Below are 25,162 nucleotides of genomic sequence, written 5' to 3' on the forward strand. Positions count from 1 at the left end.
CAAAAGTCAACAAATTAATAGTTTTTGTTAAAAAAGTATTGACTGAATAAAAAATAATCTTCTATATTCGTAAAACTGTATTTTTATATTTGATTTATTAACAAGATCTCAAAGCAGTTTTATGAGCAAAACTTCTACTAAGGGCATTTGGAAAGTAATTTCGGCCTCTTCTATGGGCACCATGATCGAATGGTATGACTTTTACATTTTTGGCAGTTTGGCTGTCGTTATTTCAACAAAATTTTTCCCAAGTGACAATCCAACCGCTGCGTTTTTATCTACTTTGGCCACATTTGTCGCCGGATTTGTAGTTCGCCCATTTGGAGCTTTATTCTTTGGAAGACTTGGTGATATCATTGGACGTAAATATACTTTTATGGCTACCTTATTATTAATGGGTGGTTCCACTTTCTTAATTGGATGTATTCCGAGTTATGAAACAATTGGCTTTTTAGCTCCTTTATTGGTTTTGATTTTACGTCTACTTCAAGGACTTGCTCTTGGAGGAGAATATGGCGGAGCAGCCACATATGTTGCAGAACATGCGCCACCAGGAGAAAAAGGATATTGGACTTCTTGGATTCAGACAACTGCTACTGTTGGTTTATTTATTTCTTTAATGGTTATTCTAGCAACCAAAAGCGCGCTTTCTGCAGAAAATTTTGACTTATGGGGATGGCGTGTTCCTTTTTGGGTTTCAATCGCTATGGTTGGAGTTTCCTACTTAATTCGAAAAAACATGGATGAATCTCCTGTTTTCGCGAAAGCTAAAAAAGAAGGAACAACAAGTACAAATCCGTTAAAGGAAAGCTTTGGAAATAGGTACAATTTAAAGTTTGTTCTTTTGGCTTTGTTCGGAGCCACAATGGGACAAGGTGTTGTTTGGTACACGGGGCAATTCTACGCTATGAGCTTTATGAAAACAGTAATGAATGTCGATTCTTCACAAGTAGACGAATTATTGGGAATTGCCCTTTTAATTGGAACACCATTTTTTATTGTTTTTGGATGGTTAAGTGATAAAGTGGGCCGCAAATATATTATGATGTTTGGAATGTTGCTCGCTATTTTATCGTACAGATCTATTTATACAGCAATGTATAACACAACAGATATCAGTCAAAAAACAGAAATTGTAGAAAATCCTAGAGAAACTACTGAAAAGAAAGCTGATGGGAGTTCTGTTACAATAAGTCAAAAAAAGTACACTGACGGCACAACCATGATCGAAAAAAAACGTACATGGATAAAAAAGATGTACAAACAAATATTTCAATCCAAATAACTTCAAGTGATAAATGGGCTTTAATTTTTTTGGTTTTTATTCAGGTGCTTTTCGTAACAATGGTTTATGGTCCAATTGCAAGCATTTTTAGTTGAGATGTTTCCAACCAAAATTAGATACACCTCTATGTCACTGCCTTATCATGTAGGAAATGGAATTTTTGGCGGATTGCTTCCCGCTATTTCTACTTATTTTGTATCACACGCCAAAACAGCAGGCAAAACCGATTATTATTTGGACGGATTATGGTATCCGATAATTATTGCTGGAATCTGCTTTGTTATTGGAATGATTTATATTGACAACAAAAACAAAATTACTCACCTTTAAAATTTATTAAAAAATGAATGCGATTAAACAGGTTTTAGGGGCGTTATGGATTGCTTTGGCTGCAGCTGCCGCCTATTTTTGCGTGTTTGAATTTGGTTTGCCAAAACTTCTTTCAGATCAACAAGACGATTTGGTATTTGGTGTAATTATTTTATTTATACTAACTCCGCTTATTGTAATGGGATTAGGAACATTTGGATATTACTCTTTGATCGGAGAATACAACGAACCTAAAAAGAAAAAACAAATAAAACAATCATAGTTAAATCATAAAATTAGTGTCTGATAATTAGACAACCCCAAAAAGACATTAAAATATTAAAATAAGACATTTATAGCAAAAAACTACTCAAAAAAAAGGCTGTCCATTTCTAGACAGCCCTTTTTCATTACTAACCAAACCTAATTTTTAATAAATTTCACAATGCGAACTTTATTATTCTCGTCAAACGTTTTTACAAGATATAAACCAGAAGTTAAACCACTAACTGAGAATTGATAATCTGCATTTCCGTTTGTATTGAATGTTTTCACTAATTGTCCTATAATAGAATAGATATCCACTTTTGAAGTTGCAAAACCTAAAGTAAAATAATCGGAAACAGGATTTGGATACAGGTTGACCTGATTTCCTTTTTCAAAATCTTCTATTGCCAAATTTGCTTGTTTATTACCATAAATTCTATATTCTCCTGGAGCTAGACTAATTGGAGTATTTACATTGGTAACATTTATCGTTGAATTATCCATTAAGTTATACCAAGCCCCAGTGTATTGAAATGCTGGAATCATATTTTGTGCAGTTGTTTCAAAATTTGCCAAAATCACAACATCTTTAAGCTGAGTCGAAGCCAAGCTGCTGTTTGTAATTTTGATATTTACTGTCAAAGTAGTGGTATTTACCATTGTTGCTGTCCCTAAAAATACAGGTTCTGTCTTTTTAAGTGTGATCATTTTAGCCCAGTCATTGTATATTTTATTTCGATTTGAATCGCCAAGCCAATTTTCTGTCCATTGTGGTTGTGGTTTTGTATCTAATTTACAATCTCCTGGAGTTGTTGTTGTTTCATCATTTACCGTTCCGTTATTACAGCTAAAAATAGAATCATCCATTCCTAATTCTCCAAAATGCCAAATCATTTTAGGTCCAGGAATTAATAAAGAAACTGCTCCAATTGCAGACATTCTAGATAAGGCTGTATTTAATGTTTTTACATTATAACTTCCGTTTGAAGCTCCATACTGTACATTTTTATACATCAAACGTTCTTCATCGTGACTTTCGGCATAACCCATTAAACGATTGGCAGTAAATCCACGGCTTGTGCTATTCATTCTATAAATGTTGCTTTCAGACGCATATCCCATTGACAATTGATTGTATTCTTTTGTCATTTTCCCCCACATCATCACGCCTTTACTTGGTGTTTCGCTAACACGATAATTTGCCCATTGCTGTTCTTCGGCATCAGTTCCTAAGTGTTCGAAAATAGTATAATGTGTCGGGTCTAAACTCCACGAATAGTCGGCATATTTTTTCAAAACATCTACTCTATCTTGCTGATAGCTATTTGTACAACTTTCGTTTGAAGCTGTACATGCTTGCGTAAATCCTTTTGTCAAATCCCAACGGAAACCATCAATTTTATATTCTTCAATCCATTGTTTAATAACACGATTTACATAGTATTGTGTTTTTAATGATTGGTGATTAAAATCTTCACCAACACTATAAGTATGTTTTGCTACTGTATTAAAATATGGATTTTCTGTTGTAGGTGACCCGAAACCATCTCCATCAGGATCATTCATCCACATTCTTACCATAGGATTTCTTCCAAAAGCGTGATTTAATGCAACATCCAGAATTACTGCAATTCCGTTTTGGTGGCACAGATCAATAAATTCTTTTAATTTATCCGAAGTTCCATAAAACTTATCTAAAGCCATATGAAATGAAGTATTATAACCCCAACTTTCATTGCCTTCAAATTCCATTACTGGCATTAATTCAATTGCATTGATTTTTAGATTTTTAAAATAATCTATTTTATCAATTAAACTTTGATAGCTTCTTGATGCATCAAAATCACGAACCAAAACTTCATAAACGACTAATTTTTCTTTTTGAGGTTTATCAAAATTAGTCACCTTCCAATTGTAAGGGGTTTGCCCTGTTTTTAAAACTGTAACTTCAAAATTTTGCCCTGCAGGATAAACTGGCATATTTGGATATTTTGATGCAGGAATTGAAGAATCATCATAAGGTGATAAAACTAAGGTTGAATACGGATCTGCTGTTTTTACTATTGATGGTGAATTTGCAATTGGAGTTGTATCTACAACCCAATATTGGTACGTATTATTTACACCTGAGACCAAACCTGTTAATTCTAGCCAAAATTTACCCGAAGAAGGATCTTTTTTCATAGCATAAGCCGACGTTGGTCGCCAGTTATTGAAACTTCCAGCAACATAAACAAAATCTTTAAGAGGTGCATCTAATACTAAAGTTGCTTTTGTGGCATCTGAAGCGTTATAATTAATTCCATCAACTAAGCCTGTCGGCATAGCCTGAGAAACAGTATTTGGATTTACAACTACTGCAAATTTCTTTGAGACTGTAGTTGTACCTTGAGTTGCAATTAGCTCATAGCTTTGATTGCTTATAATATTGGTATGCGTATACGAATAGCTTGAAGTACTGGCATTTGTATTTATGGTTACTCCATTAGCTTTTAAAGTATAACTGCCTGCTCCACCTGTATTTGTTGTCGCAATATTAAAACTTGAACCAGATGAAACAATTGAAGTGCTATTTTCGGCTGGAGAAGTCAAGGTAACTTGAAAAGATCCTACGCTAACAAAAAAATCAGAACATGATGGAGCCAATTTTAAGGTCTGGCTTCCATTTGCATTTCTAAATACAATTCCCATTTTTGTCGCCGCCGATTGCTGTGTAGCAGTCAACCCAAAATAAACGCTCGGTGTAATGGTAATGCTCCAAGTTCCGTTTGTTTCTTTTGTCATTAGGCCAACACCGTCGTCAGCCCCCCAATTTCCTTTAACAACTTGCCAAGCATTTGCTTCGTTACCTATACCTGCATGCATATATACTTTGGTAGGACTTGTTCCCATTGTATTACATGTACCCGATGCAAATGAAGCTGTTATTTTGATCTGTTGATTAACCTGAAACACAGCTGGAGACACTGTTATCTGTTGAGCATCAGCAATAATCGACAATAAAAAGAAAATAAAAAGTAAAGTTTTTTTCATATTTAAATAATGATTAATCAAGCAAAAAATTGAGATAATTAATAAAGGTATCTTATTAAGTCGAGAACTTGGAGAAGCGCTTCTAAAATAGACTTACGACAACGTTGTAGTGTTTAAAACTTTATAATAAATCTCTGAAAATTATTATAAAAACAAAATTCAGTATGCTTCATTTTTTAAGTAAAAAAATCAGAACTCCATATTTATCTTTGAACTAATTTTCTAAATTGATAAAAAACACGTTCAATGAGGCGCATTTCATCAGTAATGATATCTGCAGATCCTGTCAATTCTTTATCAAATTTTATACTTCTGCCATAGCTAGTTTGAAGTCCATTAGGCATGGCTACTTCAATAAAATAATTTCCTTCTTTGTCTGCTATTGTCGACATAGACTGAACACGGCCTTCCAGCATTCCGTATTCTTGAAAAGGATAATTATCTAATTTTATTAGAACCTTTTGATTTTGCCTTATTTTACCTGTATTCTGCGACGGAACTTTTAGACTACTTATATATTGTCCTTGATTTTCTGGCAATACTGTTGCAAACAAGTCACCTGCTTTTATGAGCTGATTTTCTTTCCATGAATTTTGAAATTTAAAAACTCCATCATAATTGGCTTGAAATAAATAATTCTGTTTCCAGATTCGAATGCTTTTTTCAATTCATCTAATGCTTGAAATAAAGAAGCCAAATTAGTAACGTCTGCTTTCTTTTGAGAAATTTCACTGGCTACTACTTGTTTTTTTGCTTGTTCTATTGCTTCTCTTTGTTGAGAAATGGCTGTATTTATCTGATCATAGCTTTGCTTAGCTTGTAAATTATTTGCTTTTTGAACATCTAAATCATACTTTGAAATAACTCCTTTTTCATAAAGCTGCAACGATCTTTGATATTGAACATCGCTCAAAGAAAGCTTAACTTTCTCTAATTTTTGCTGCCCGTATAGCGATTCTAATCGGTTTTTGTTTTCTGTTTGCGAACTTTTACCTGCATTTATTTCTTCGGAATAAGGATGTAGTTTTTGATTCAATTCGTTTTCGATATAAGCTTTATGGAATTGACTAAATGAAGATTGAATATCTCCTAGCTGTAAATTGCTCATTTCTTGAAAAGGGAAATAAAACGCTTGATAATCTAATGGAATTGAAGACACCATTTTATCTAATTTTAAAACATCTTCAAAATTGGCAGTACTTTCTAAAATTGCAAGAACATCATCTTTTTTAACCTGTGAAGAATTAGGCATGTACAATTTTACAATTCTTGAATTGACTTTTGATTCTAATCGTTCTGGCGGATAATTAGATGTTACCATTGCTTTTGCAGGTATTACATCTGGATATTTAATAAACCAACTTCCAATAATAAATAAGAGTATCACTCCAAATACAATAGAAATACCATAACGAACAATCCATGCTGGAGGATTTGACAATACTTCCTGCACGGCCTCAGAACGCAACTCTAAATCATCTAAAACTTTTGATGCCATTTTGTTATCTTATATTAACAGGAAACTAGTTTCCTAATTCTAATTGATTTTTCACTAATTCGTAATAATTTCTTTGAGCAAGAACGAGCTCTTTGTGTGTGCCTATTTCGACTATTCTTCCTTTTTCTAAAACTACAATCTGGTCTGCGTTTTTTACAGTTGATAAACGATGAGCGATAATTACTGCTGTTTTCCCAACCAAAAACTGATTTAGATTTTCCATAATTATCTTCTCATTATTAGCATCTAGAGAAGAAGTGGCTTCATCAAAAAACAAATAATCAGGGTTTTTATAAACTGCTCTTGCAATCAAAAGCCTTTGTTTCTGTCCGCCCGAAATTCCAGTTCCTTCATTTCCTATTTTAGTATTGTACGAAAGCGGAAGAGATTCAATAAACTCTTTGATATTGGCAGTTTCAATAGCATGCAGTAATTTTTTCTTGTCGATATAATCTTCTCCAACCGCTATATTATTTGCAATTGTATCATTAAAAATGAATCCATCCTGCATTACAACACCGCATTTTCCTCTCCAAGCACTTGGAGAAATAGTACTAAACTTCATATTCCCCAAAACGATTTCTCCTGCATTTGGCTCATAAAATTTCATCAAAAGCTTTAGTAAAGTTGTTTTACCGCTGCCGCTTGTTCCTACTATTGCGGTTGTTTTTTGTTTTGGTATTAACAGATTTAAATTTTCTAGAACATAATCCTGACTTCCTGTATACTTAAAAGATATATTTTTTACAAAAACATCAGAATGTGATAAATCGTGATTTTTAGGATTTAAAGCATCCTCTTCATCTTCTTTGTCATGAATTTCGCCTAATCGTTCTAAACTTATTTTAGCATCTTGAAGAGATCTCACAAAACCTACCATCTGCATTAAAGGGCTATTTAATTGTCCGATAATATATTGTACAGACAGCATCATCCCGAGAGTTAAATCTCCTTTAACCACAAGGGTTGCAGAAAAAAAAGTAATTAATAAATCTTTTAAGTGATTAATAAAATTTGACCCAACAGATTGCCATTGCTCCAAAGTCAGGGCTTGAATATTAACTTTAAAAAGACGAATCTGAACAAACTCCCAGCCCCATCGTTTTTGCTTTTCGGCATTATGCATTTTTATTTCCTGCATTCCGTTTATAAGCTCGATTACTTTAGATTGCTCGTTTGAAACCTGAGAGAAACGTTTATAATCTAGTTCTTTTCTTTTTTTCAAAAAAAACAAAATCCAACTGAGATAAACACTACTTCCAATTAAAAAAACCAAAAACAATTGCAGATTATAAAAAGCCAGCACAAAACTAAAAACAACTAGATTTAAAAGTGAGAACATTACATTCAGCGAACTTCCTGTCAACAATTGCTCAATTCTTCTATTGTCTGCTATTCGCCGCATAATATCTCCAGTCATTCGACTATCAAAATAGCTAATCGGCAATTTCATCAGTTTAATAAAAAAATCAGAAACCAATGAAATATTTATTCTTGTACTTAAATGAAGCATAATCCAAGAACGCAACACTTCTATTGCTGTCTGGCCTGCAAAAAGCATTAATTGAGCTAAAAGTATTAGATATATAAAGTTCAAATCTTGAGTCTGAATCCCGACATCGACAATACTTTGAGTAAGAAACGGAAACAGCAATGAAAACAAACTCGCCGCAGCCAATCCTATAATTAACTGAATTACTAGGCCTTTGTAACGAAACAAATATTTTGTCAGATAACTAAAGCTCCTTTTAGAGTTTTCATCGTCCCATTCGTTTTTATAAAATTCTGGAGTTGTTTCTAAAAAAAGGGCAACTCCTTCTTCTGTTTTTTCATGTGCATTTTTACCAATCCAAAACTTAATAAATTCTTCTTTAGAATAAATAATTAAACCGTGACTTGGATCTGAGACATAAACTTTGTCGTTTTTTATTTTGTAAACCACAACAAAATGCTGACTATTCCAATGCACAATACAAGGCAAAGGCATTTCGTTTTGCAGAGTTTCAAAATTAGTTTTTAGCCCAAGCGTCCTAAAACCCAAAGCTTCTCCTGCATCGCTCAAACCTAAAAGACTGCTGCCTTCTCGAGTGGTTTCAGAAAGGTTTCGTATTTGTTGCAGTTCAATTACTTTTCCATAATATTTTGCAATAATACGTAAGCAGGTTGGGCCGCAATCTTTAGTGTCGGGCTGTTTGTAAAAAGGGAAAGAGGTAATTTTCAAAATACGGCGATTTTTTCTTCTATTAGATTATCAATAAAAAAATTGAGTTCGTGAGCTTCATATTCTTTAGGCAATAATTGCCCATTTACTAGAATTGCTGGTGTATAAAAAATCTTGTTTTCAAGACACCATTGGTATTGCGATTGTATTTGTGCTATTCCGATTTCAGAATAGTTGTCTTGCCATTTCAATTTCCATTGTTCAAAATCTAATCGATCGATATGCCATTCATTCAATGATAAAACCGCTTTGTTGTATTCTCCTTTTATATAATAAGCAATTGCCTGTTTATAGATAATGTTATATGGATTCTGCAAATTCTCGACATTTATATTAAAGACAAGTTTTATCTTTAAGTAGTCTGGATTTTTGGCTTGCAGTTTTACTAGTTTTTCATAAACTTTATGACAATGCATACAAGACGCACTAAGAACTGCATTGATTGTAATTGGAGCGTTTTCTTTTCCAATCACAATGGCTTGTAATTTTTCTAGAACGAGTTCTTCTACACTATTTTCACTATCAATCAAAGCTTTAAAAACAGGATATTTTCTTTTAAGCTGATTGTATTTTAGCTCAATCATATTGTTGGTCAAATTGTTTTTTATAAGTCTTTTAATTTCCAGAAAAAGAAAACTTATAAAAATCAAAGCAAACAAAAACACAACAGCATTTTTAGCTTCAGCAAAATTTGGATTGACGCTAAAACCATAATTTAAAACCATCAAAACCTGAATTGCCAATGCAAGCAAGATTCCTAAACACAATATGCACCATTTTTTCACAACAAAACTTTGTACATAAACAGAATACAACATTACCGGAATACTAAAAAAAGCTAAACAGCTATAAATAAAAATATAGTCTTGAAATTTGGTAAAAATTGAAAAAACAGTCAATCCTAAAAAGTATATTAGAGAAAGATCCGTCAATTTTAAACCTCCTAAAATTTTTGCTTTTTTTGAATGAAGCACCTCTTTACAACTTGTTTTTTTAGTAGCATAGCATATTCTTGAAATTGCAGTGTCATGAAATCCTAAATCTTCTCTAATTAAAAAAATACTAATTGCCAATCCTAAAAATGATGCTATAAAGTATCCTATTGATAAAAAAGGGCTTATTATATTGTTAGTATAAACTTGAAAAAAAGCAAAACCGATTGTGATCAATAAAAACAAAGGAACACTCTTAAAAAGAATATTTTTCTCTACGTTTTCAGCATTTTCATTTTCTTCAATAGCTACAATCATTCCGTTCCATCCTGCTAAATATTCGCTTCTGGAAAGTTTTTGAACAAAGCCATTTGCAAATTGGATCTCAAAATCTTGCCCGATTTTTTTTGTATAAACAATTTCATTTCCTGTATAAGTGCAAAAAATAGAAATAAATGTATCTGGCAGATTTGGTAATTCGCTTTGATCAATTCTGGTCGCTACATTTTCGATATCATAATAATTGAAAACATCAACCATAGCAATTAAGCTTGGATAATCTGGATGCGCTTCTAATTCGAGTAAAAATTTTTCTCCAAGATGACTATACTTATGCTCATGAAGGTATTTTTTTAGATAAAAAAAGTCTATCATTTTGATGAAATTAAATCTGGTTCTTCAATCATTGCTTTCAAAAAAAGTACTTTTTCTGCTAAAAAGAATCTAATTCTGTTCTGGATCAGTTCTATAAAATCGTTTTTTCCCTGCTCATCTACATCTTCTTCCAAATATGCCGTCATGTTGCGAATAAGTTGTTTGTAAAGAATAGGCTCGGCAAGTTCTTCTAGAACCAATTCGTCAATTTCATCTATACTTAAACGTGATATTTTTTGATCTAATTCTGGCAGCACTACATATCTAACATTTTCATTTAATTGCTCATCAAAAAAATCAGTAATTTCTGTTTCAGATAATTTCGATAATTCAAAAGGTTTATCATTAGCAATTAAAAAATCAAATTCCTGTGGAAACTCCAAAGACATAAAATTTCTTCCTACTAAATATTCGTTTGTAAATTCTTGTTTTACATCTAAAGTATTTTTAAGCTTAAAATCATTTTTCAAATTCCAGTTTTTAGAATGATCAAATGACATATTATATTGTGAAAAATTAAAAGGGAACAATTTTCTCAATCGCTCAAAATACTCTGGATATTCTTTAATGACATAAGTCTCTAAACTACTGCAAATACGCACGCTTTTTTTGTATGTACCTAACAAATGCAAATAGCTTTTTTGGTTTGGCACTTTATCAAAATCTCCAAATCCGATATAGTTACTATCATTTGGTGTATCCGCAAACAAGCAATTGACTTTTTTTGAAGACTGTTTTACCATATTGTAAAACAATACTTGCTCAAAAAAATATTAAAATTAAATCCGTTAATAGAATCCCAAACCAATTTATTTTTGTCTACAAACTCTGATGAAATTGTCGCATATTTCTTGAAATATTCATAATTACGACCTCCGATTATACCCATATTATAAGCGTAATTTTTATGATTATTGATGTAATCTTTCATCTCTTCTGGAACATATACTAAATGAGGATAAATGTCTTTCCACATTTCTGCATAATATTCTGTAGTAACTTCTAGATTTTGGGCAATAAATTCTCCGTTCAACAATTCATCTGAGAATTCTTTCCAAATAAATACATCTCCATCGATGTGTAAAAAAGGCTCGTCTTGAAGACTATACGTCTTAATTTTAGGCATTGCCCAAAGACTTTTATGATAATGATTGAGCTCATCTAAAACAACATGAACTTTATGATAGGGCAACTGAAGCTGATTAATCAATATTTCATACCCTTTTTGATCGGTATATAACTCTACCTTATAAAATTTAGCTAATTGATTTGCACTTAATATCCAGCTTAACCAATTGTGTGCTTCAGAAAGCCATCCGTAACTTTCAGCTAATGGATTGTCTAGATTTTGTGACCAAAATGATTGAATTATTTTCATTGATTTTATAATTTGGAGTATTTAATTAAGTTTCCATCAAGAAATACTTGCGAGAAACTATTTTTTTCATGTCTATAATAATGCTTGGTTTGTGTATTGAAAAAATACTTAGAATGAAAAATCATCTGAGTCAAATCAAACTGATTCTCCAGATTTTCATAACATAAATAATTTTGCTGTTTGGCATTTTTTCCAATAAAAACAGTCCGATTCATGTAAGAATATTGTCCTTTTTCTAAATTTCGCAATGCTGTAACATTTAACTTTTTGGACCAAAACATGTCTGTTCTAAAAAGAAAATTTTTAAAATTTGGATTTATATGATCTGTCCATTTAGCAAAAAAAATGTTTGAACTTTTTCTGACGTTGTATTTATCAATATAATAGGACTTGGGTATTTTCTTCCATCTTTTTTGAACGGCAAAAATGTTATTCTTATAACTGCTAAAATGATAGAGTAAAACTTCATACTCATTTTTATAGCTCAAAATTCCATTGTCCCATTTTATTTTTCCAGGTGTGCCCTCAATAATAAACAAATCAAAATGCACTCTAATATTGTTTTGTTCTTTTACTAAAACATGATGAATACTTTCTGTTTCTGTAGGTACATCAAGAATATTTATTCCTGAAATTACTTCATCATAAGCTCCACCGCATTCATCAAAACAATAATTGTCATTGGATGTAAAAATGAATTTATAGTCCTTACTTTTTTCAAATAGATAATTGACAATAGAATTATTTCTAAAAAGTAAAAAATAACCCGACGGAAAAGAATCTTTAACCGAAATGACATCAAAATTATCCAGTAGCTCTTCGGTCATAAATTCTCTAATTCTTCCAAAAACCAAATCGATATCGCAAACGCCCCAAAAGTCATATCCAGAAATTTGATTTTGAAAGATGACACCAAATGCGGGTTTAAAATCGCAAATTTTATAGGCGCTAGAGATTTGAATATCAAGATTGAGTTTTTGTGAAGCTAAAGAATTGAAATCCGCCAATGTAAATTTTATAATTTTTACATTCTTCGGAATTTCTCTTTCTTCTTCATCATCAGAAAAAATAACAAAATCAATACTTGGATTAGTCTCACAAGACTTTAGAAAAAAATCAAAATACCAAGGAAGCTTTCCTAAGTAACAGTTTAGTAATATTATTTTATTCATTTTCTCGAGCTAAAAAAACAGACTATACTATAAGATTACTTATAGCATAGTCTTTTTATAAAATTTAAAGAATCGCTTAGTAGCAAATTCCTGTATAAATGTCTCCTGGATATTGTGGTTTTGGAACACATTTTAAAGTTGGTGCGCAATTAAAAATACCATGGTTTACATAGCAGAAACTTCCTGCTGGAGATCCACATCCAGATCCTCCTTGAATCATTCTCATTTCGTCTCTTTTTAAACCTTCTGTAATATTTTTTAAACTAATCTTTTTCATTTTTAATAAATTTTAATGTTTTACTTGTCTACTCATTAGCTTTTCGACTTCCGCTTTTTTGGTTGTTGTTTGAAATGCATTTTTAAAGCTTAAGAGCAAACTGCAGTAAATGTATCTCCGGAAATAGTGGTTTAGGAATACATTTTAAAGGAGCGACACAATTAAACACTGGACTATTAGGAATACAAGAACTGCCCAGACCAGCGCCGCATCCGCAGCCACCTTTTATCATTCGCATTTCTTCTCTTTTCATTCCCTCATTAATACTTTTTAAATTAATTTTTTTCATTATTAATAAGTTAAACTAGCCTACTCGTAAGCTTTTCGGCTTCCGCTTTTTGGGTGTTACAAAATCATCTTTTAGTGACATCAATTTCAGGCTCGGTCTTAGGTTGCGCAACCTGTATTTAAGAGTCTTTTAATTTGCATTTGCAACTACAAACTAATCAGACTAATAAATCAAAAAAAATGGGAATTTTTAGCAGTAAAATGCTATTGATTTTTTAAAAATATAAAAAATACCTTACCGATTAACGGTAAGGTATTTCTGAATCAAACTATAACGTTATAGTGTTAATAAATAACAATAACATTAAAAAAATAATAAAATAATTATCAGTATTTCATTTTTAACCATAAAATAATAAAAATAAAACGATTGACTGTTTTGAGAAAATTGCATAAAAAAAGGGCTGTCTATCAAGACAGCCCTTTTGAAATATTGTGTTCGAAAAATTAATCTAATGTGATCGTTTTAGCACCGTTATCGATTGTTAAAACTCTTGGTCCCGTTGGTCCAGTATATTTAAAGTTACTGTCACCATCTCCAGCGTTTACTAATTCGTCATCAATAGTATAACCTAATCCAGAGTAGTAAGTATAGTTATGACTTGCATCCCAGTTACCATTACTTGTAAAGTTATTTCCTAAGAATTCTCTAAATGCTTCTCCGCTTTTAAGAACAACAGTTACTCGGTAAACATCTGTTTTACCAACTACTAGTGGGAACTCAGTTTCAGCATCACCATCCCAAGTCCATCCTCCAGGAGTTGCAGCACCCACTAACCAGTGAGAAGTTGCTAATGGTGTATGGTAAGGAGTTGCTTTAAAAGTATAAAAATTAGAATATTGTGCTTCTGCTCCAGTACCAACTGTAGCTTTGATACGAATATCAACACTGTTTTCTTCTTTCTCAATAAAGCCACCATTAACCAAAGCAGAGTTTAATTCAGCTACAGTTAACGCTTTATAACGCTCTGTTGTTGTAGTAACTGCAACAGGTGCAGCAAAGCTTGTACCTGCTTTTGCAATTTCGATAGTATAATTAACAACAGTAGCAGTACCGCTATATTTTGCATAATCCCAAATTACTGTAGTTGCAATTTCTTTTTCATTTTCTTTAGTAAGAACAATGTTAAAGTCATTTTGTGGGCTAAGTAAAACAGGTGTTGACTCTGGCGTAATTACTGGTCTTTCTTCTACATCATCTGCATTACATGACACCGCTAATACACCAATGAATGCGATTAAAATTTTATATATATTTTTCATTTTATTTATTTTTTATAAGGGTTAGTTAGTATCCTGGATTTTGTTTTAAAGTTGGGTTTGCTTGAATAGCTCTTGACGGAATAGGCATCAAATCTCTATATGAATCTGTACCGCTACCATTTTTAATTCCGCCTTTCCATTGCCAAATTTTAGATGATCCTGTGAATTTACCAAAACGAATCAAATCTGTTCTTCTGTGACATTCCCAAAATAACTCACGACCTCTTTCATCTAAAAGAAAATCTAATGTTAATTCAGAACTTGTAATAATACCAGCGCTTGCTCTTGCTCTAATTTTATTGATATATTCCAAAGCCGTAGTCATATTTCCTGTTGATGCTCCTCTAAGCGTAGCTTCAGCATACATTAAATATACATCTGATAATCTGTACATTGGAAAATCTGTATCTGGCATATCAGGTCTTTGTGCTTTAGAACCATCAGAATTTACATTTGTAAATTTTGTAACTGCATAACCATTAGTAAACACTCCGTAATCAGCTATATCCAAAGTCTGTCCGTCAGTAAAAAATGTTCCTCTTTTATCAGAAGCTGCATTTACGTCAGGAAATAAACTAACAAACTCTGGTCTTGTTCTGATACCAGACCAACCTCCATCCATTCCTTGATCTGCACTAACCATTTTTCCTCCAATAGAAGCGTGTAAAATAAAACTCATACCTCCACCAATTGCTCTAATTGCATTTCCATCTCCAACAACAGGGAAAATAACTTCATTTTGCGCTCCATTTCTATCATTATCTGCAGAAAATAAATAGCGGTAAGGAACATTAGCAAAAGTATATGCAGAACCTGTTACAATTTCGTTACATATTGTAGCTACATCATTATATCTTTCTGTTCCTGTATAAACTTTAGAGTTTAAATAAATTTGTGCTAATAAAAATTTAGTCGCTGTTTTATCAACTCTACCATATTCATTAGATCCAGAAGCTGCTAAAGTAGCATCCATGTCTTTTAATTCTGACTCTACAAAAGCAAAAACTTCTGCTCTTGTTTTTTGTTCTGGAAAATAATACCCAACTGGATCTTTTTCAGTTGTAATAGGCACGTTTCCAAACAAATCCATTAAATTCACATACGAAAAAGCTCTTAAAAAACGTGCTTCTGCCCTTAAAGTAGTTACTTCTGCTTTTACTTTTGCATCAAAACCTCTTTCTTCAAGTTTTTCGTCTGTACTTTGTCTTAAAAATTCATTCGCAACACTAATTTCATAAAAAGCTCTTGAAAAAATTCCGTACAAGAACTGATTACTTGGGCTCCATTTTTGTCCATTTATAGCTGGCAAACCATCATCACTCCAAGCAACAATAGCTTCATCTGTTGGAAATTCCTGAGTAACAAACATCAACCTAAGGTAACTACTGAAATCTCCTCCAAGACCAGCAATATCTGCTTGACCATCACCATCATTTCCTCCTACATATAAACCAGCATATAATTTTGCTAATACTTGTTTGTAAGATGTTGGATCTTTAAAAAAGTCATCAGAAAGAAACTCGTCATCATCCTTTGGCGTTACATCTAAGTCGCTTGTACATGAAGCAAGTGTCATACTCACTCCCAAAATCAATAGGAGAAAGTAAGATATATATTTAAATGATATTTTCATTTTGTTTATTTTTTAAATTTAATTTTCAATGTACTATTAGAAATTCGCATTTACTCCAAACAAGAATGTTCTCGCTCTTGGATAAACATTATTATCTATTCCGTTGAATTTTTCAGGATCTAAACCATTGTATTTTGTAAGTACAAAAACATTTTGAACTCCCGCTGTAAATCGTAATGAAGTCTGCTTTTAGTAATGATTTATCAAATGTATATCCTAATACAATGTTATCTAACTTAATAAAAGAAGCATCTTTTACGTAATAATTTGAGTAATTACGTTGAGTTCCATTTGAATTACTTTCAGTTGTAAAACCTGTATTGTAATAATCTTTTGTAATATTTGCTAGATCAGAATCTCTTCTTAAACCTGCTTGTAAATATCCTTTATCAGAACTTACGTTATCAAAAATATAATTTCCTAAACTAGCTCTCCAGTTCATTGTAAAATCGAATTTTTTGTAATTCAAAGTAGAGTACAATCCAAAAGTATAATCTGCTGTTGGCTTATGATATTTATAACGGTCAGCATCTGTAATTACACCATCACCATTTCTATCTGCGTAAGCCCCTTGAATAGGTCTTTTGTTTGCATCGTATAATTGCTCAAATACAAAGAATGAATTTGGAGCATAACCTTCAGAGTGAATTAACACTTGGTTACCAGTACCTCCGGCAATTACATCTCCGGTGATATATCCCTGAAATCCTGGAGCTGTTACCCCTAAGTCAGAAATTTTTTGATCAATGTAAGTTACGTTGGCGACAACATTCCATGTTAATTTATCATTTTTAATAATATCCGATTGAAGGCTAAATTCAACCCCTTTAGTTCTAACGCTTCCAATGTTGCTATATCCTTGGTTACGAATGTTTGCTCCATCTGGAACTGGGATATCTGCTAATAAATCACTAGATTTTTTATCAAAATAGTTAATAGAACCTGTCAATCTTTCTTTAAAGAAACCAAAATCAACACCAATGTTCATCTCAGCCAAATCTTCCCATTTAATATTCTCATTGTATCCTTCTGGTCTTGTTGCTTTGTAAATAACACCATCAAATAGATACTGCGTATTAATCGTTCCAAAAGTTACCCTTCTTAAGAAATCATATGCAGGTGGAATATCTTGCTGACCAGTAGTTCCGTATCCAACTCTTAATTTTAAACTAGATAATGTTTCATTATCTTTTAAGAATGACTCTTCAGCTACATTCCATGCAAAAGCACCTCCGGCGAAGTTACCCCATCTATTTTCTTTAGAGAAACGTGAAGTCCCATCTCTTCTGTAATTAACAGTTAATAAATATCTACTGTCATATCCTAAATTCACACGCCCAAAATACGATTGCAAATTGATGTCTGGATCAGTTGTAACGTCTGCTGGTGGATTTGGTTGTTTGATATCTCCAGAATTAAATCCTTCTCTCTGGAATAACTGATAGTTATAACCAGCTGTTGCATCAATTTTAAACTTACCGATATCTTTAGTATAGTTAAAGTATGTGTTTAAGTTTTTGTTCTGACGATTATCTGTATAGTGAGTATAACCTCCTAAGTTTACCCAATTACCTTTATCAAATGAATTAGGCTGATATCCTAAAATACTTTCAGTACTTATTGCATTGTACCCATCACTGTCAAATTTATCGATACCTGCTTCGGCAACGATTCTTAAATCTTCGAAGAAATGAAATTTATAATCTAATCTAATATTACCCCATTTTCTTGTAGAAGTTGCTCTTCTATCTTCTTGATTTAATCTTGCCACAGGGTTTCTTGCTGGCAATAACGGTACATTTCCATTTCCTTCCAACCACTCGAAGTATCCTCCGTAACGAGAACCTGCTTGATAAACTGGTTGTGTTGGATCAAATATGATTGCACTACTAATTACTGCTCCTTCATTTTGGAATTGATTTTTTCCAAAAGCTAAATTTCCTGTAATATCTATTTTTAAATGATTATCAAATAAAACTGGATTTAACGATAACGATGTCGTAGTTCTCTCAAAAGAAGTATTTCTTAAAATTCCAGGATTATCAACATTTCCAACAGATAAACGTGCTGGTAATTTATTGAATAAAGAACCGCTTACAGATATATTATTGTTGGTTGTAAGAGCAGTATGAAAAATTTCATCTTGCCAATTTGTGTTTGCTGTACCCAATAAAGCTTTTTGAGCTGAAGTACCATTTGCATTTACAATAGCACGATATTCATCTGCACTCATCACATCAACAGTGTTAGCAACAGTATTGATACCAACTTGAGAGCTAAAGTTTACTTTTACGCCACCTTTAGTTCCTTTTTTAGTAGTAATTACGATTACACCATTTGCGGCACGAGAACCGTAAATTGTCTGCTGCAGATGCATCTTTCAAAACAGTAAATGATTCGATATCACTAGGATCTATTGTAGACAATATACTAGTTGCTCCACTAGGAACTGCATTACTCATTGGAAGTCCATCAATTACAATTAATGGCTCATTAGAAGCACTTAATGAAGATCCTCCACGAATTCTAATATCAGCTTTTGCTCCAGGAGCTCCACCCCCAACTACATTAACACCAGCTATACGTCCGCTGATTAATGATTCTGGAGTTACGTTAATCCCTTTATTAAAATCTTTTGCTTGCAATTTGCGAAACAGATCCTGTTGCATCTTTTTTCTTCACAGTACCGTAACCAACTTGCACCACAACTTCTTTAAGCTGATTTGTATCTTCTTCTAAAGAAATGTTAAGCGTTTTTTGGCCATTGTACTCAATTGTTTCTGTCTTGTATCCAATAAAAGAAACAACGATTTTGTTACCGTTTTTAACATTTGACAGCTGGTAATTTCCATCAAATCCAGTTGATGCACCATTTGGAGCACCTTGTACATTTACATTTACTCCTGGGATTGGCTGACCAGTTGTTTTGTCAACAACAGTCCCTTTTAAAGTGTTCTGAGCCAACACTGTAAAAGGCAACAATAGGAATAAAAATAACAACTTTTTGTAAATTGTTTTCATACTTTTTGTTTAAATTAGTTTTGAGTTTTTGAATGTTAGTTAAGTTTTTAATTTTACTTCGAATTTCAAAATTATGAATTTATTAACATGCTCGACAGGAGGCTATTTTTATTGCTTTACGAAAACGTGGTAGTGTTGAAAACTTTCTATTTTTTGTAATCTTTTAGCGTTAAAATTGCAAATACCAAAAATATTATACACCTTTATTACTAATTAGATTTTTTTCAACTAACCTCATGAAACGTAAAATAACCCTCAAACAGATTGCAAAGGAGCTTGACGTGTCTATCTCAACTGTCTCAAAATCACTAAGAAACAGTCTCGAAATTGGAGAAGAAACACGACTGAAAGTGCAGGCTTTTGCGAAGTTTTACAACTACAAACCAAACAATATTGCTCTGAGTTTAAAAAACCGAAAAACAAAGAGTATCGGGATTATTATTCCAGAAATTGTACACTACTTTTTCTCAACTGTTATCAATGGTGTAGAGCAGGTTGCAAACGAACACGGATACAGTGTAGTAATCTGTGTATCAGATGATTCTTTTGACAAAGAAGTTCTAAACATGGAAATGTTAGCCAACGGAAGTATCGATGGTTTTATCATGTCTCTTTCTAAAGAAACACAGTTTAAAGGAGACTTCCATCATATCACCGAAGTTATCAATCAAGGGATGCCTGTAGTAATGTTTGATCGTGTTACTAATGATATTTTATGCGATAAAGTAATTATTGATGATAAATCTGCTGCTTATGAAGCAGTTCAAAGCTTAATCGACAATGGCCGCAAAAAGATTGCTCTAGTTACTACAGTCGATTATGTAAGCGTTGGAAAATTGAGAACCGATGGCTACGAAAAAGCTTTATTAGATAATGGATTACCCTTTAATGAAGACCTGATCATCAAAATTGAAGATGTAGAAACTTGCGAAATAACTATCAGTCAGCTTTTGCACGAAAGAGCTTTTGATGCTGTTTTTGCTGTAAACGAGCTTTTTGCCGTAACAATTATAAAAACGGCTAATAAAATGGGGCTTAAAGTTCCTGAAGATTTAGCAGTAATTGCATTTACTGACGGAATTATTTCAAAATATTCTACTCCAACAATTACAACCGTTAGTCAAAGTGGTGAAAAAATGGGCAACAAAGCGACTAAAATGCTTATCGAAAGACTTGAGGCCGAAGAAGATGACGACGAAGAACATACTGAAAACTATACCACAGAAGTCATAGAAACTCATTTAATAAAAAGAGAATCTACTGACTAAAAAACTTAAAATCAACACTTTCTAAAGCCATAAAAAATATTTATGGCTTTTTTATTAGCATAAATAAAAAAATAATTTATAATTTTACGCCCATCAAGGCTTTTAGTTTTACTTCGAAAAGAACAAAGTTTTGATAAGCAAGGCGCTTATCGTATAATTTTTCAAATTACGATAATGGAAAAGCGTAAATTAAGTTTCTGGGAAATCTGGAATATGAGTTTCGGTTTCTTAGGAATCCAAATGGGGTTTGCACTTCAAAATGCAAATGCCAGCAGAATTCTTCAAATTTTTGGTGCCGACGTACATGAACTTTCGTGGTTCTGGATTATTGCTCCTCTTATGGGATTAATAGTACAGCCCATCATTGGTCATTACAGCGACAAAACTTGGGGAAAATTCGGCAGACGAAAACCTTTCTTTTTAGTGGGAGCCGTTTTAGCTTCGGTAGGATTAATTCTAATGCCACAAGCTAATATTTTCATTTCTGTACTTCCTGCTTTATGGGTTGGCGCTGGAATGTTAATGATAATGGATGCCTCTTTCAACATTGCCATGGAGCCTTTTCGTGCACTTGTTGGAGATAATTTAAGAACAGATCAGCGTACTGCAGGATTTAGTATTCAAACCTCATTAATTGGTTTTGGAGCCGTGATTGGTTCAGCACTTCCATACATTTTAACGAAATATTTTGGTGTACCAAACAGCACTGTTCGGGAAGTGTTCCATTGAATTTGACTTTGTCGTTTATCATTGGTGCAGCGGTTTTAATTGGTTCAATCTTAGTGACCTTATTCACAACCAAAGAATATTCACCAGAAGAACTGGCAAAATTTGAAGATCCTCAAAATGAAGTGATTGTTGATTCTGAGGAAAAATCAAAAATTACAGACATCTTTACTGATTTTGCAAAAATGCCAGTAACAATGCGTCAGCTTAGCTGGGTGCAATTTTTCTCTTGGTTCGGATTATTTGGAATGTGGGTTTTTACAACTCCAGCAATTGCACATCATATTTACGGTTTGCCATTAGAAGATACTTCAAGCCAGCAATATCAAGATGCTGGAGACTGGGTCGGAATTCTATTTGGTGTTTACAACTTAGTTTCTGCCATTGTTGCTTTATTTTTCTTACCATACATCGCTAAAAAAATCGGTCGAAAAGCAACACATTCACTTTCATTAATCATTGGGGGAATTGGTTTAATCTCAATTTATTTCATGCCAAATGAAGACTGGGTTGTATTGCCAATGATTTTAATTGGAGTTGCCTGGGCAAGTATTTTGGCTATGCCATATGCAATTCTTGCAGGATCTATCACACCTAAAAAAATGGGAGTTTACATGGGAATCTTCAACTTCTTTGTTGTTATTCCGCAAATTGTAAATGCATTAATTGGTGGCCCAATCGTCAAATATCTTTACAACGGAGATGCCATTTATGCTTTAGTTACAAGCGGGGTAAGTTTCCTAATCGCTTGCAGCTTTAGTTTTTAAAGTAAAAGACGTAGACGACGTTTCTCAAAAATCATAATTAAGAATAATTTTTTCACTAAAATGAATAAAAAAGCATTTATATTCGACTTGGACGGTGTAATCGTTGACACCGCTAAATATCACTTTTTGGCGTGGCAAAAAATCGCTCAGTCATTAAATATAAATTTTACGCATGAAGACAATGAACTTTTAAAAGGTGTTAGCCGAGTTCGTTCGTTGGATATTATACTTGGGTTAGGCAATGTTCAAGCTTCTCAGGAAGACAAAGACAAATGGCTAGTTCAAAAAAACGAAGATTATTTATCTTATTTAGTTCACATGGATGAAAGTGAGGTTCTTCCAGGAGTTTTAAAAATTCTACAACTATTAAAAGAGAAAAATCAAGGAATTGCATTGGGCTCTGCTAGCAAAAATGCAAGACCAATTTTAGAAAAAACTGGAGTTCTATCTTACTTCGATGTTATTGTTGACGGAAATGACGTTACCAATGCAAAACCAGATCCAGAAGTATTCTTAAAAGCGGCTCAATTATTACATATTGATCCAAAAAATTCAATTGTATTTGAAGATTCTGTTGCCGGAATTCAAGCGGCAAATATTGCAGAAATGGTAAGTGTTGGAATTGGTGAGGAAACAATTTTACATGAAGCTGATCATATTTTTAAAGATTTTACCCAAATCACAACAAGCTTTATTGAAGAGCTAATTGGATAATTAGAAAATGTGTCAATGAGATAATGATCTCACTGACAGATATTCTAATACCTCAATTACTCAAATGAATGTAAAAAAGTTAATAAGAACCAAGGCAATTATCTAATTCCCTTAATTGCCGTATTTTCTAATTTAAAGAAAAAATGAATCAAGATTATATAAAACCAGACAATTGGTCCATAATAGAAGAAGGATTTGATGTCGAAAGAGTAAAATCGTCTGAAAGTCTTTTTAGTATCGGAAACGGTGCTATGGGACAACGTGCGAATTTTGAAGAAACATATTCTGGAGAAACTTTCCAAGGAAGTTATATTGCAGGGATTTATTACCCAGACAAAACAAAAGTGGGCTGGTGGAAAAACGGTTATCCGAAATATTTCGCTAAAGTTTTAAATGCTCCAAACTGGATTGGAATTGATATTGAAGTCAACGAAGAAAATCTTGATTTACATAATTGTAAAGAAGTTAGAAATTTCCGCAGAGAATTGAACATGAAAGAAGGATGGTACAATCGTTCTTTTGAAGCTATTCTTAAAAACGGAACTGAAATCGCAGTAAACATTCGTCGTTTTCTTTCATTAGATTTAGACGAAGCTGGAGTTATCAAATACGATATTACGCCTTTAAATAAAGATGCAAAAATCGTTTACAAACCTTACGTTGATGCTGGTGTAACCAATGAAGATGCCAACTGGGAAGAGAAATTCTGGGAACCGCTTGAAGTTAAAAAGGGAACAAACGAAGCTTTTGTAACAGCTCAGACTTTCAAAACGCATTTTAAGGTTACAACTTTCATGCACAATACGATTTTTGCTAATGGTGAAAATGCAAATATTTCGCCTTCAACAATCGATTCAACTGTCGATAAAGTTCAATATACTTACGGAACTATAATTGCAAAAGGACAAACCTCAACAATTCAAAAAATTGGAGGTTATACGGTTTCTTTAAACCACGAAAATACTTTGGCTGGTGCCGAAAAAGTAATCAAATCGGCAGTTGCTTTAGGATATGATGCTTTGCTTCAAAACCAAATTGATGCTTGGGCAAAAATCTGGGAAATGTCAGATATTACTATTGAAGGCGACGTAAAAGCGCAACAGGGAATTCGTTTCAACATTTTCCAATTGAATCAGACGTATTCAGGAAAAGATTCCCGTTTAAACATTGGTCCAAAAGGTTTCACCGGAGAAAAATACGGCGGATCAACTTATTGGGACACTGAGGCGTATTGTATTCCGTTTTACATGGCGACAAAAGACCAGCAGGTTGCAAGAAACTTACTGACTTATCGTTACAATCAATTAGACAAAGCGATTGAAAATGCTAAAGATAATTTAGGTTTCAAAAACGGCGCAGCTTTATACCCAATGGTTACCATGAATGGTGAAGAATGCCACAATGAATGGGAAATCACACACGAAGAAATCCATAGAAATGGAGCGATTGCTTTTGCGATTTACAATTACAACCGTTACACGGGCGATTACTCTTATATTCCAGAAAAAGGTTTAGAAGTTTTAATCGGAATTGCGCGTTTCTGGCACCAAAGAGCTTCTTTCTCAAAAGATAAAAATCAATATGTAATTCTTGGTGTTACAGGACCAAACGAATACGAAAACAACATCAACAATAATTTCTATACCAATTATATTGCAAAATGGTGTATTGATTTTGCTCGCTGAACAAATCGAAAAAGTAGCTTCAGAATATCCTGCAGATCACAAAAGAGTGATGGCTAAAGTGAGCCTTTCGGCGAATGAAATTCAGGAATGGAAAAAAGTAGCTGATGATATGTACTTTCCAATTTCTCAAGAACTTGGCATCTATTTACAGCAAGACGGATTCTTAGACAAAGATTTAGTTCCAGTAAAAGATTTAGATAAATCACAGCGCCCAATTAACCAAAAATGGTCTTGGGATCGCGTATTGCGTTCACCTTACATCAAACAGGCTGACGTTTTACAAGGTTTTTATTTCTTCGAAGATCATTTTTCTAAAGAAGAATTAAAACGCAATTTCGAATTCTATGAGTCATTTACGGTTCATGAAAGTTCACTTTCTCCTTGCGTTCACTCGATTCAGGTTGCGGCTTTAGATAAAATGGACATGGCATATACATTTTATTTAAGAACTTCTCGTTTAGATTTGGACGACTATAATAAAGAAGTGGAAGAAGGTTGTCATATCACGTCAATGGCCGGTACATGGATGAGTATCGTGGAAGGCTTTGGAGGAATGCGTGTTAAAAATGACCAATTGCATTTCTCTCCAAAAATTCCGAAAGAATGGAATGGTTACTCTTTTAAAATTAATTTCAGAAACCAAATTTTAAAAGTAGCTGTAAATCATAACGAAACAACTTTTACTGTAGACGGCGATCAAGATTTAACAATTATCGTAAATGGAAATCCTGTAATTGCAAGTAAATTTGTACAAATAAAATAAATTACAAT

At 33.0% G+C, this 25,162-nt stretch carries 16 protein-coding genes and 4 pseudogenes; 6 read left to right on the forward strand and 14 right to left on the reverse strand.

Annotated elements, in window-relative coordinates:
- The first annotated feature begins 121 nt into the window (after nt 1-121).
- Nucleotides 122-1,615, forward strand: a pseudogene (locus P5P87_RS14360) (MFS transporter).
- A gap of 13 nt (nt 1,616-1,628) precedes the next feature.
- On the forward strand, nt 1,629-1,877 hold the full coding sequence (locus P5P87_RS14365; protein ID WP_278019714.1) for a DUF6814 family protein: 249 nt from the start codon (nt 1,629-1,631) through the stop codon (nt 1,875-1,877).
- Nucleotides 1,878-2,017: 140 nt separating this feature from the next.
- Here P5P87_RS14365 and P5P87_RS14370 read toward each other — a convergent pair whose 3' ends face one another.
- The 14 genes and pseudogenes from P5P87_RS14370 to P5P87_RS14440 form a co-directional block, all read right to left on the reverse strand.
- Nucleotides 2,018-4,894, reverse strand: a complete 2,877-nt coding sequence (locus tag P5P87_RS14370) for an alpha-amylase family glycosyl hydrolase (RefSeq protein ID WP_278019715.1) — start codon at nt 4,892-4,894, stop codon at nt 2,018-2,020.
- Nucleotides 4,895-5,097: 203 nt separating this feature from the next.
- Nucleotides 5,098-5,448: a biotin/lipoyl attachment domain-containing protein gene (locus tag P5P87_RS14375; RefSeq protein WP_479724218.1), complete on the reverse strand. Its 351-nt coding sequence runs from the start codon at nt 5,446-5,448 to the stop codon at nt 5,098-5,100.
- Nucleotides 5,449-5,459: 11 nt separating this feature from the next.
- Nucleotides 5,460-6,392, reverse strand: coding sequence for an HlyD family secretion protein (locus P5P87_RS14380; RefSeq protein WP_278019716.1), 933 nt, complete (start codon nt 6,390-6,392; stop codon nt 5,460-5,462).
- Nucleotides 6,393-6,417: 25 nt separating this feature from the next.
- Nucleotides 6,418-8,607 carry a peptidase domain-containing ABC transporter gene (locus P5P87_RS14385; protein ID WP_278022800.1) on the reverse strand — a complete coding sequence of 730 codons (2,190 nt, stop codon included), beginning with the start codon at nt 8,605-8,607 and terminating at the stop codon, nt 6,418-6,420.
- A gap of 2 nt (nt 8,608-8,609) precedes the next feature.
- Nucleotides 8,610-10,199, reverse strand: a complete 1,590-nt coding sequence (locus P5P87_RS14390; RefSeq protein ID WP_278019717.1) for a vitamin K epoxide reductase family protein — start codon at nt 10,197-10,199, stop codon at nt 8,610-8,612.
- A pseudogene (locus tag P5P87_RS26150) lies at nt 10,196-11,577 on the reverse strand (DUF6734 family protein). The gene P5P87_RS14390 and the pseudogene P5P87_RS26150 overlap by 4 nt, the downstream one beginning before the upstream one ends.
- Before the next feature lie 5 nt (nt 11,578-11,582).
- Nucleotides 11,583-12,749: a DUF6625 family protein gene (locus tag P5P87_RS14405; RefSeq protein ID WP_278019720.1), complete on the reverse strand. Its 1,167-nt coding sequence runs from the start codon at nt 12,747-12,749 to the stop codon at nt 11,583-11,585.
- Between the two features lie 76 nt (nt 12,750-12,825).
- Nucleotides 12,826-13,026, reverse strand: coding sequence for a hypothetical protein (locus tag P5P87_RS14410; RefSeq protein ID WP_198854715.1), 201 nt, complete (start codon nt 13,024-13,026; stop codon nt 12,826-12,828).
- 82 nt (nt 13,027-13,108) lie between these two features.
- Entirely contained in the window at nt 13,109-13,315 is a 207-nt protein-coding gene (locus P5P87_RS14415) for a hypothetical protein (RefSeq protein ID WP_278019721.1), read from the reverse strand.
- Between the two features lie 446 nt (nt 13,316-13,761).
- Nucleotides 13,762-14,577, reverse strand: a complete 816-nt coding sequence (locus P5P87_RS14420; protein WP_198854717.1) for a SusE domain-containing protein — start codon at nt 14,575-14,577, stop codon at nt 13,762-13,764.
- A gap of 25 nt (nt 14,578-14,602) precedes the next feature.
- Complete coding sequence (locus tag P5P87_RS14425; RefSeq protein WP_278019722.1) at nt 14,603-16,210, reverse strand: RagB/SusD family nutrient uptake outer membrane protein; 1,608 nt, start codon at nt 16,208-16,210, stop codon at nt 14,603-14,605.
- 112 nt (nt 16,211-16,322) lie between these two features.
- Nucleotides 16,323-18,587 (reverse strand): SusC/RagA family TonB-linked outer membrane protein, encoded by a 2,265-nt coding sequence (locus P5P87_RS14430; protein ID WP_278019723.1) that lies wholly within the window; start codon nt 18,585-18,587, stop codon nt 16,323-16,325.
- Nucleotides 18,523-18,855 carry a TonB-dependent receptor plug domain-containing protein gene (locus tag P5P87_RS14435; RefSeq protein WP_278019724.1) on the reverse strand — a complete coding sequence of 111 codons (333 nt, stop codon included), beginning with the start codon at nt 18,853-18,855 and terminating at the stop codon, nt 18,523-18,525. The genes P5P87_RS14430 and P5P87_RS14435 overlap by 65 nt, the downstream gene beginning before the upstream one ends.
- A complete protein-coding gene (locus P5P87_RS14440) occupies nt 18,836-19,231 on the reverse strand; it encodes a carboxypeptidase-like regulatory domain-containing protein (protein WP_278019725.1) in 396 nt (131 codons plus the stop codon). The genes P5P87_RS14435 and P5P87_RS14440 overlap by 20 nt, the downstream gene beginning before the upstream one ends.
- A gap of 236 nt (nt 19,232-19,467) precedes the next feature.
- On the opposite strand from P5P87_RS14440, the gene P5P87_RS14445 reads away from it, so the two are divergent.
- The 4 genes and pseudogenes from P5P87_RS14445 to P5P87_RS14460 all read left to right on the forward strand — a co-directional run bounded on the left by P5P87_RS14445 (nt 19,468) and on the right by P5P87_RS14460 (nt 25,154).
- Nucleotides 19,468-20,499, forward strand: coding sequence for a LacI family DNA-binding transcriptional regulator (locus P5P87_RS14445; protein WP_278019726.1), 1,032 nt, complete (start codon nt 19,468-19,470; stop codon nt 20,497-20,499).
- Between the two features lie 174 nt (nt 20,500-20,673).
- Nucleotides 20,674-22,029, forward strand: a pseudogene (locus tag P5P87_RS14450) (MFS transporter).
- Nucleotides 22,030-22,052: 23 nt separating this feature from the next.
- On the forward strand, nt 22,053-22,706 hold the full coding sequence (pgmB, locus tag P5P87_RS14455; RefSeq protein WP_198854722.1) for a beta-phosphoglucomutase: 654 nt from the start codon (nt 22,053-22,055) through the stop codon (nt 22,704-22,706).
- A 143-nt stretch (nt 22,707-22,849) separates the two neighbouring features.
- Nucleotides 22,850-25,154 (forward strand): annotated as a pseudogene (locus P5P87_RS14460) (glycoside hydrolase family 65 protein).
- Nucleotides 25,155-25,162 lie beyond the last annotated feature (8 nt).

This window comes from Flavobacterium ginsengisoli (assembly GCF_029625315.1).
Lineage (GTDB): Bacteria > Bacteroidota > Bacteroidia > Flavobacteriales > Flavobacteriaceae > Flavobacterium > Flavobacterium ginsengisoli.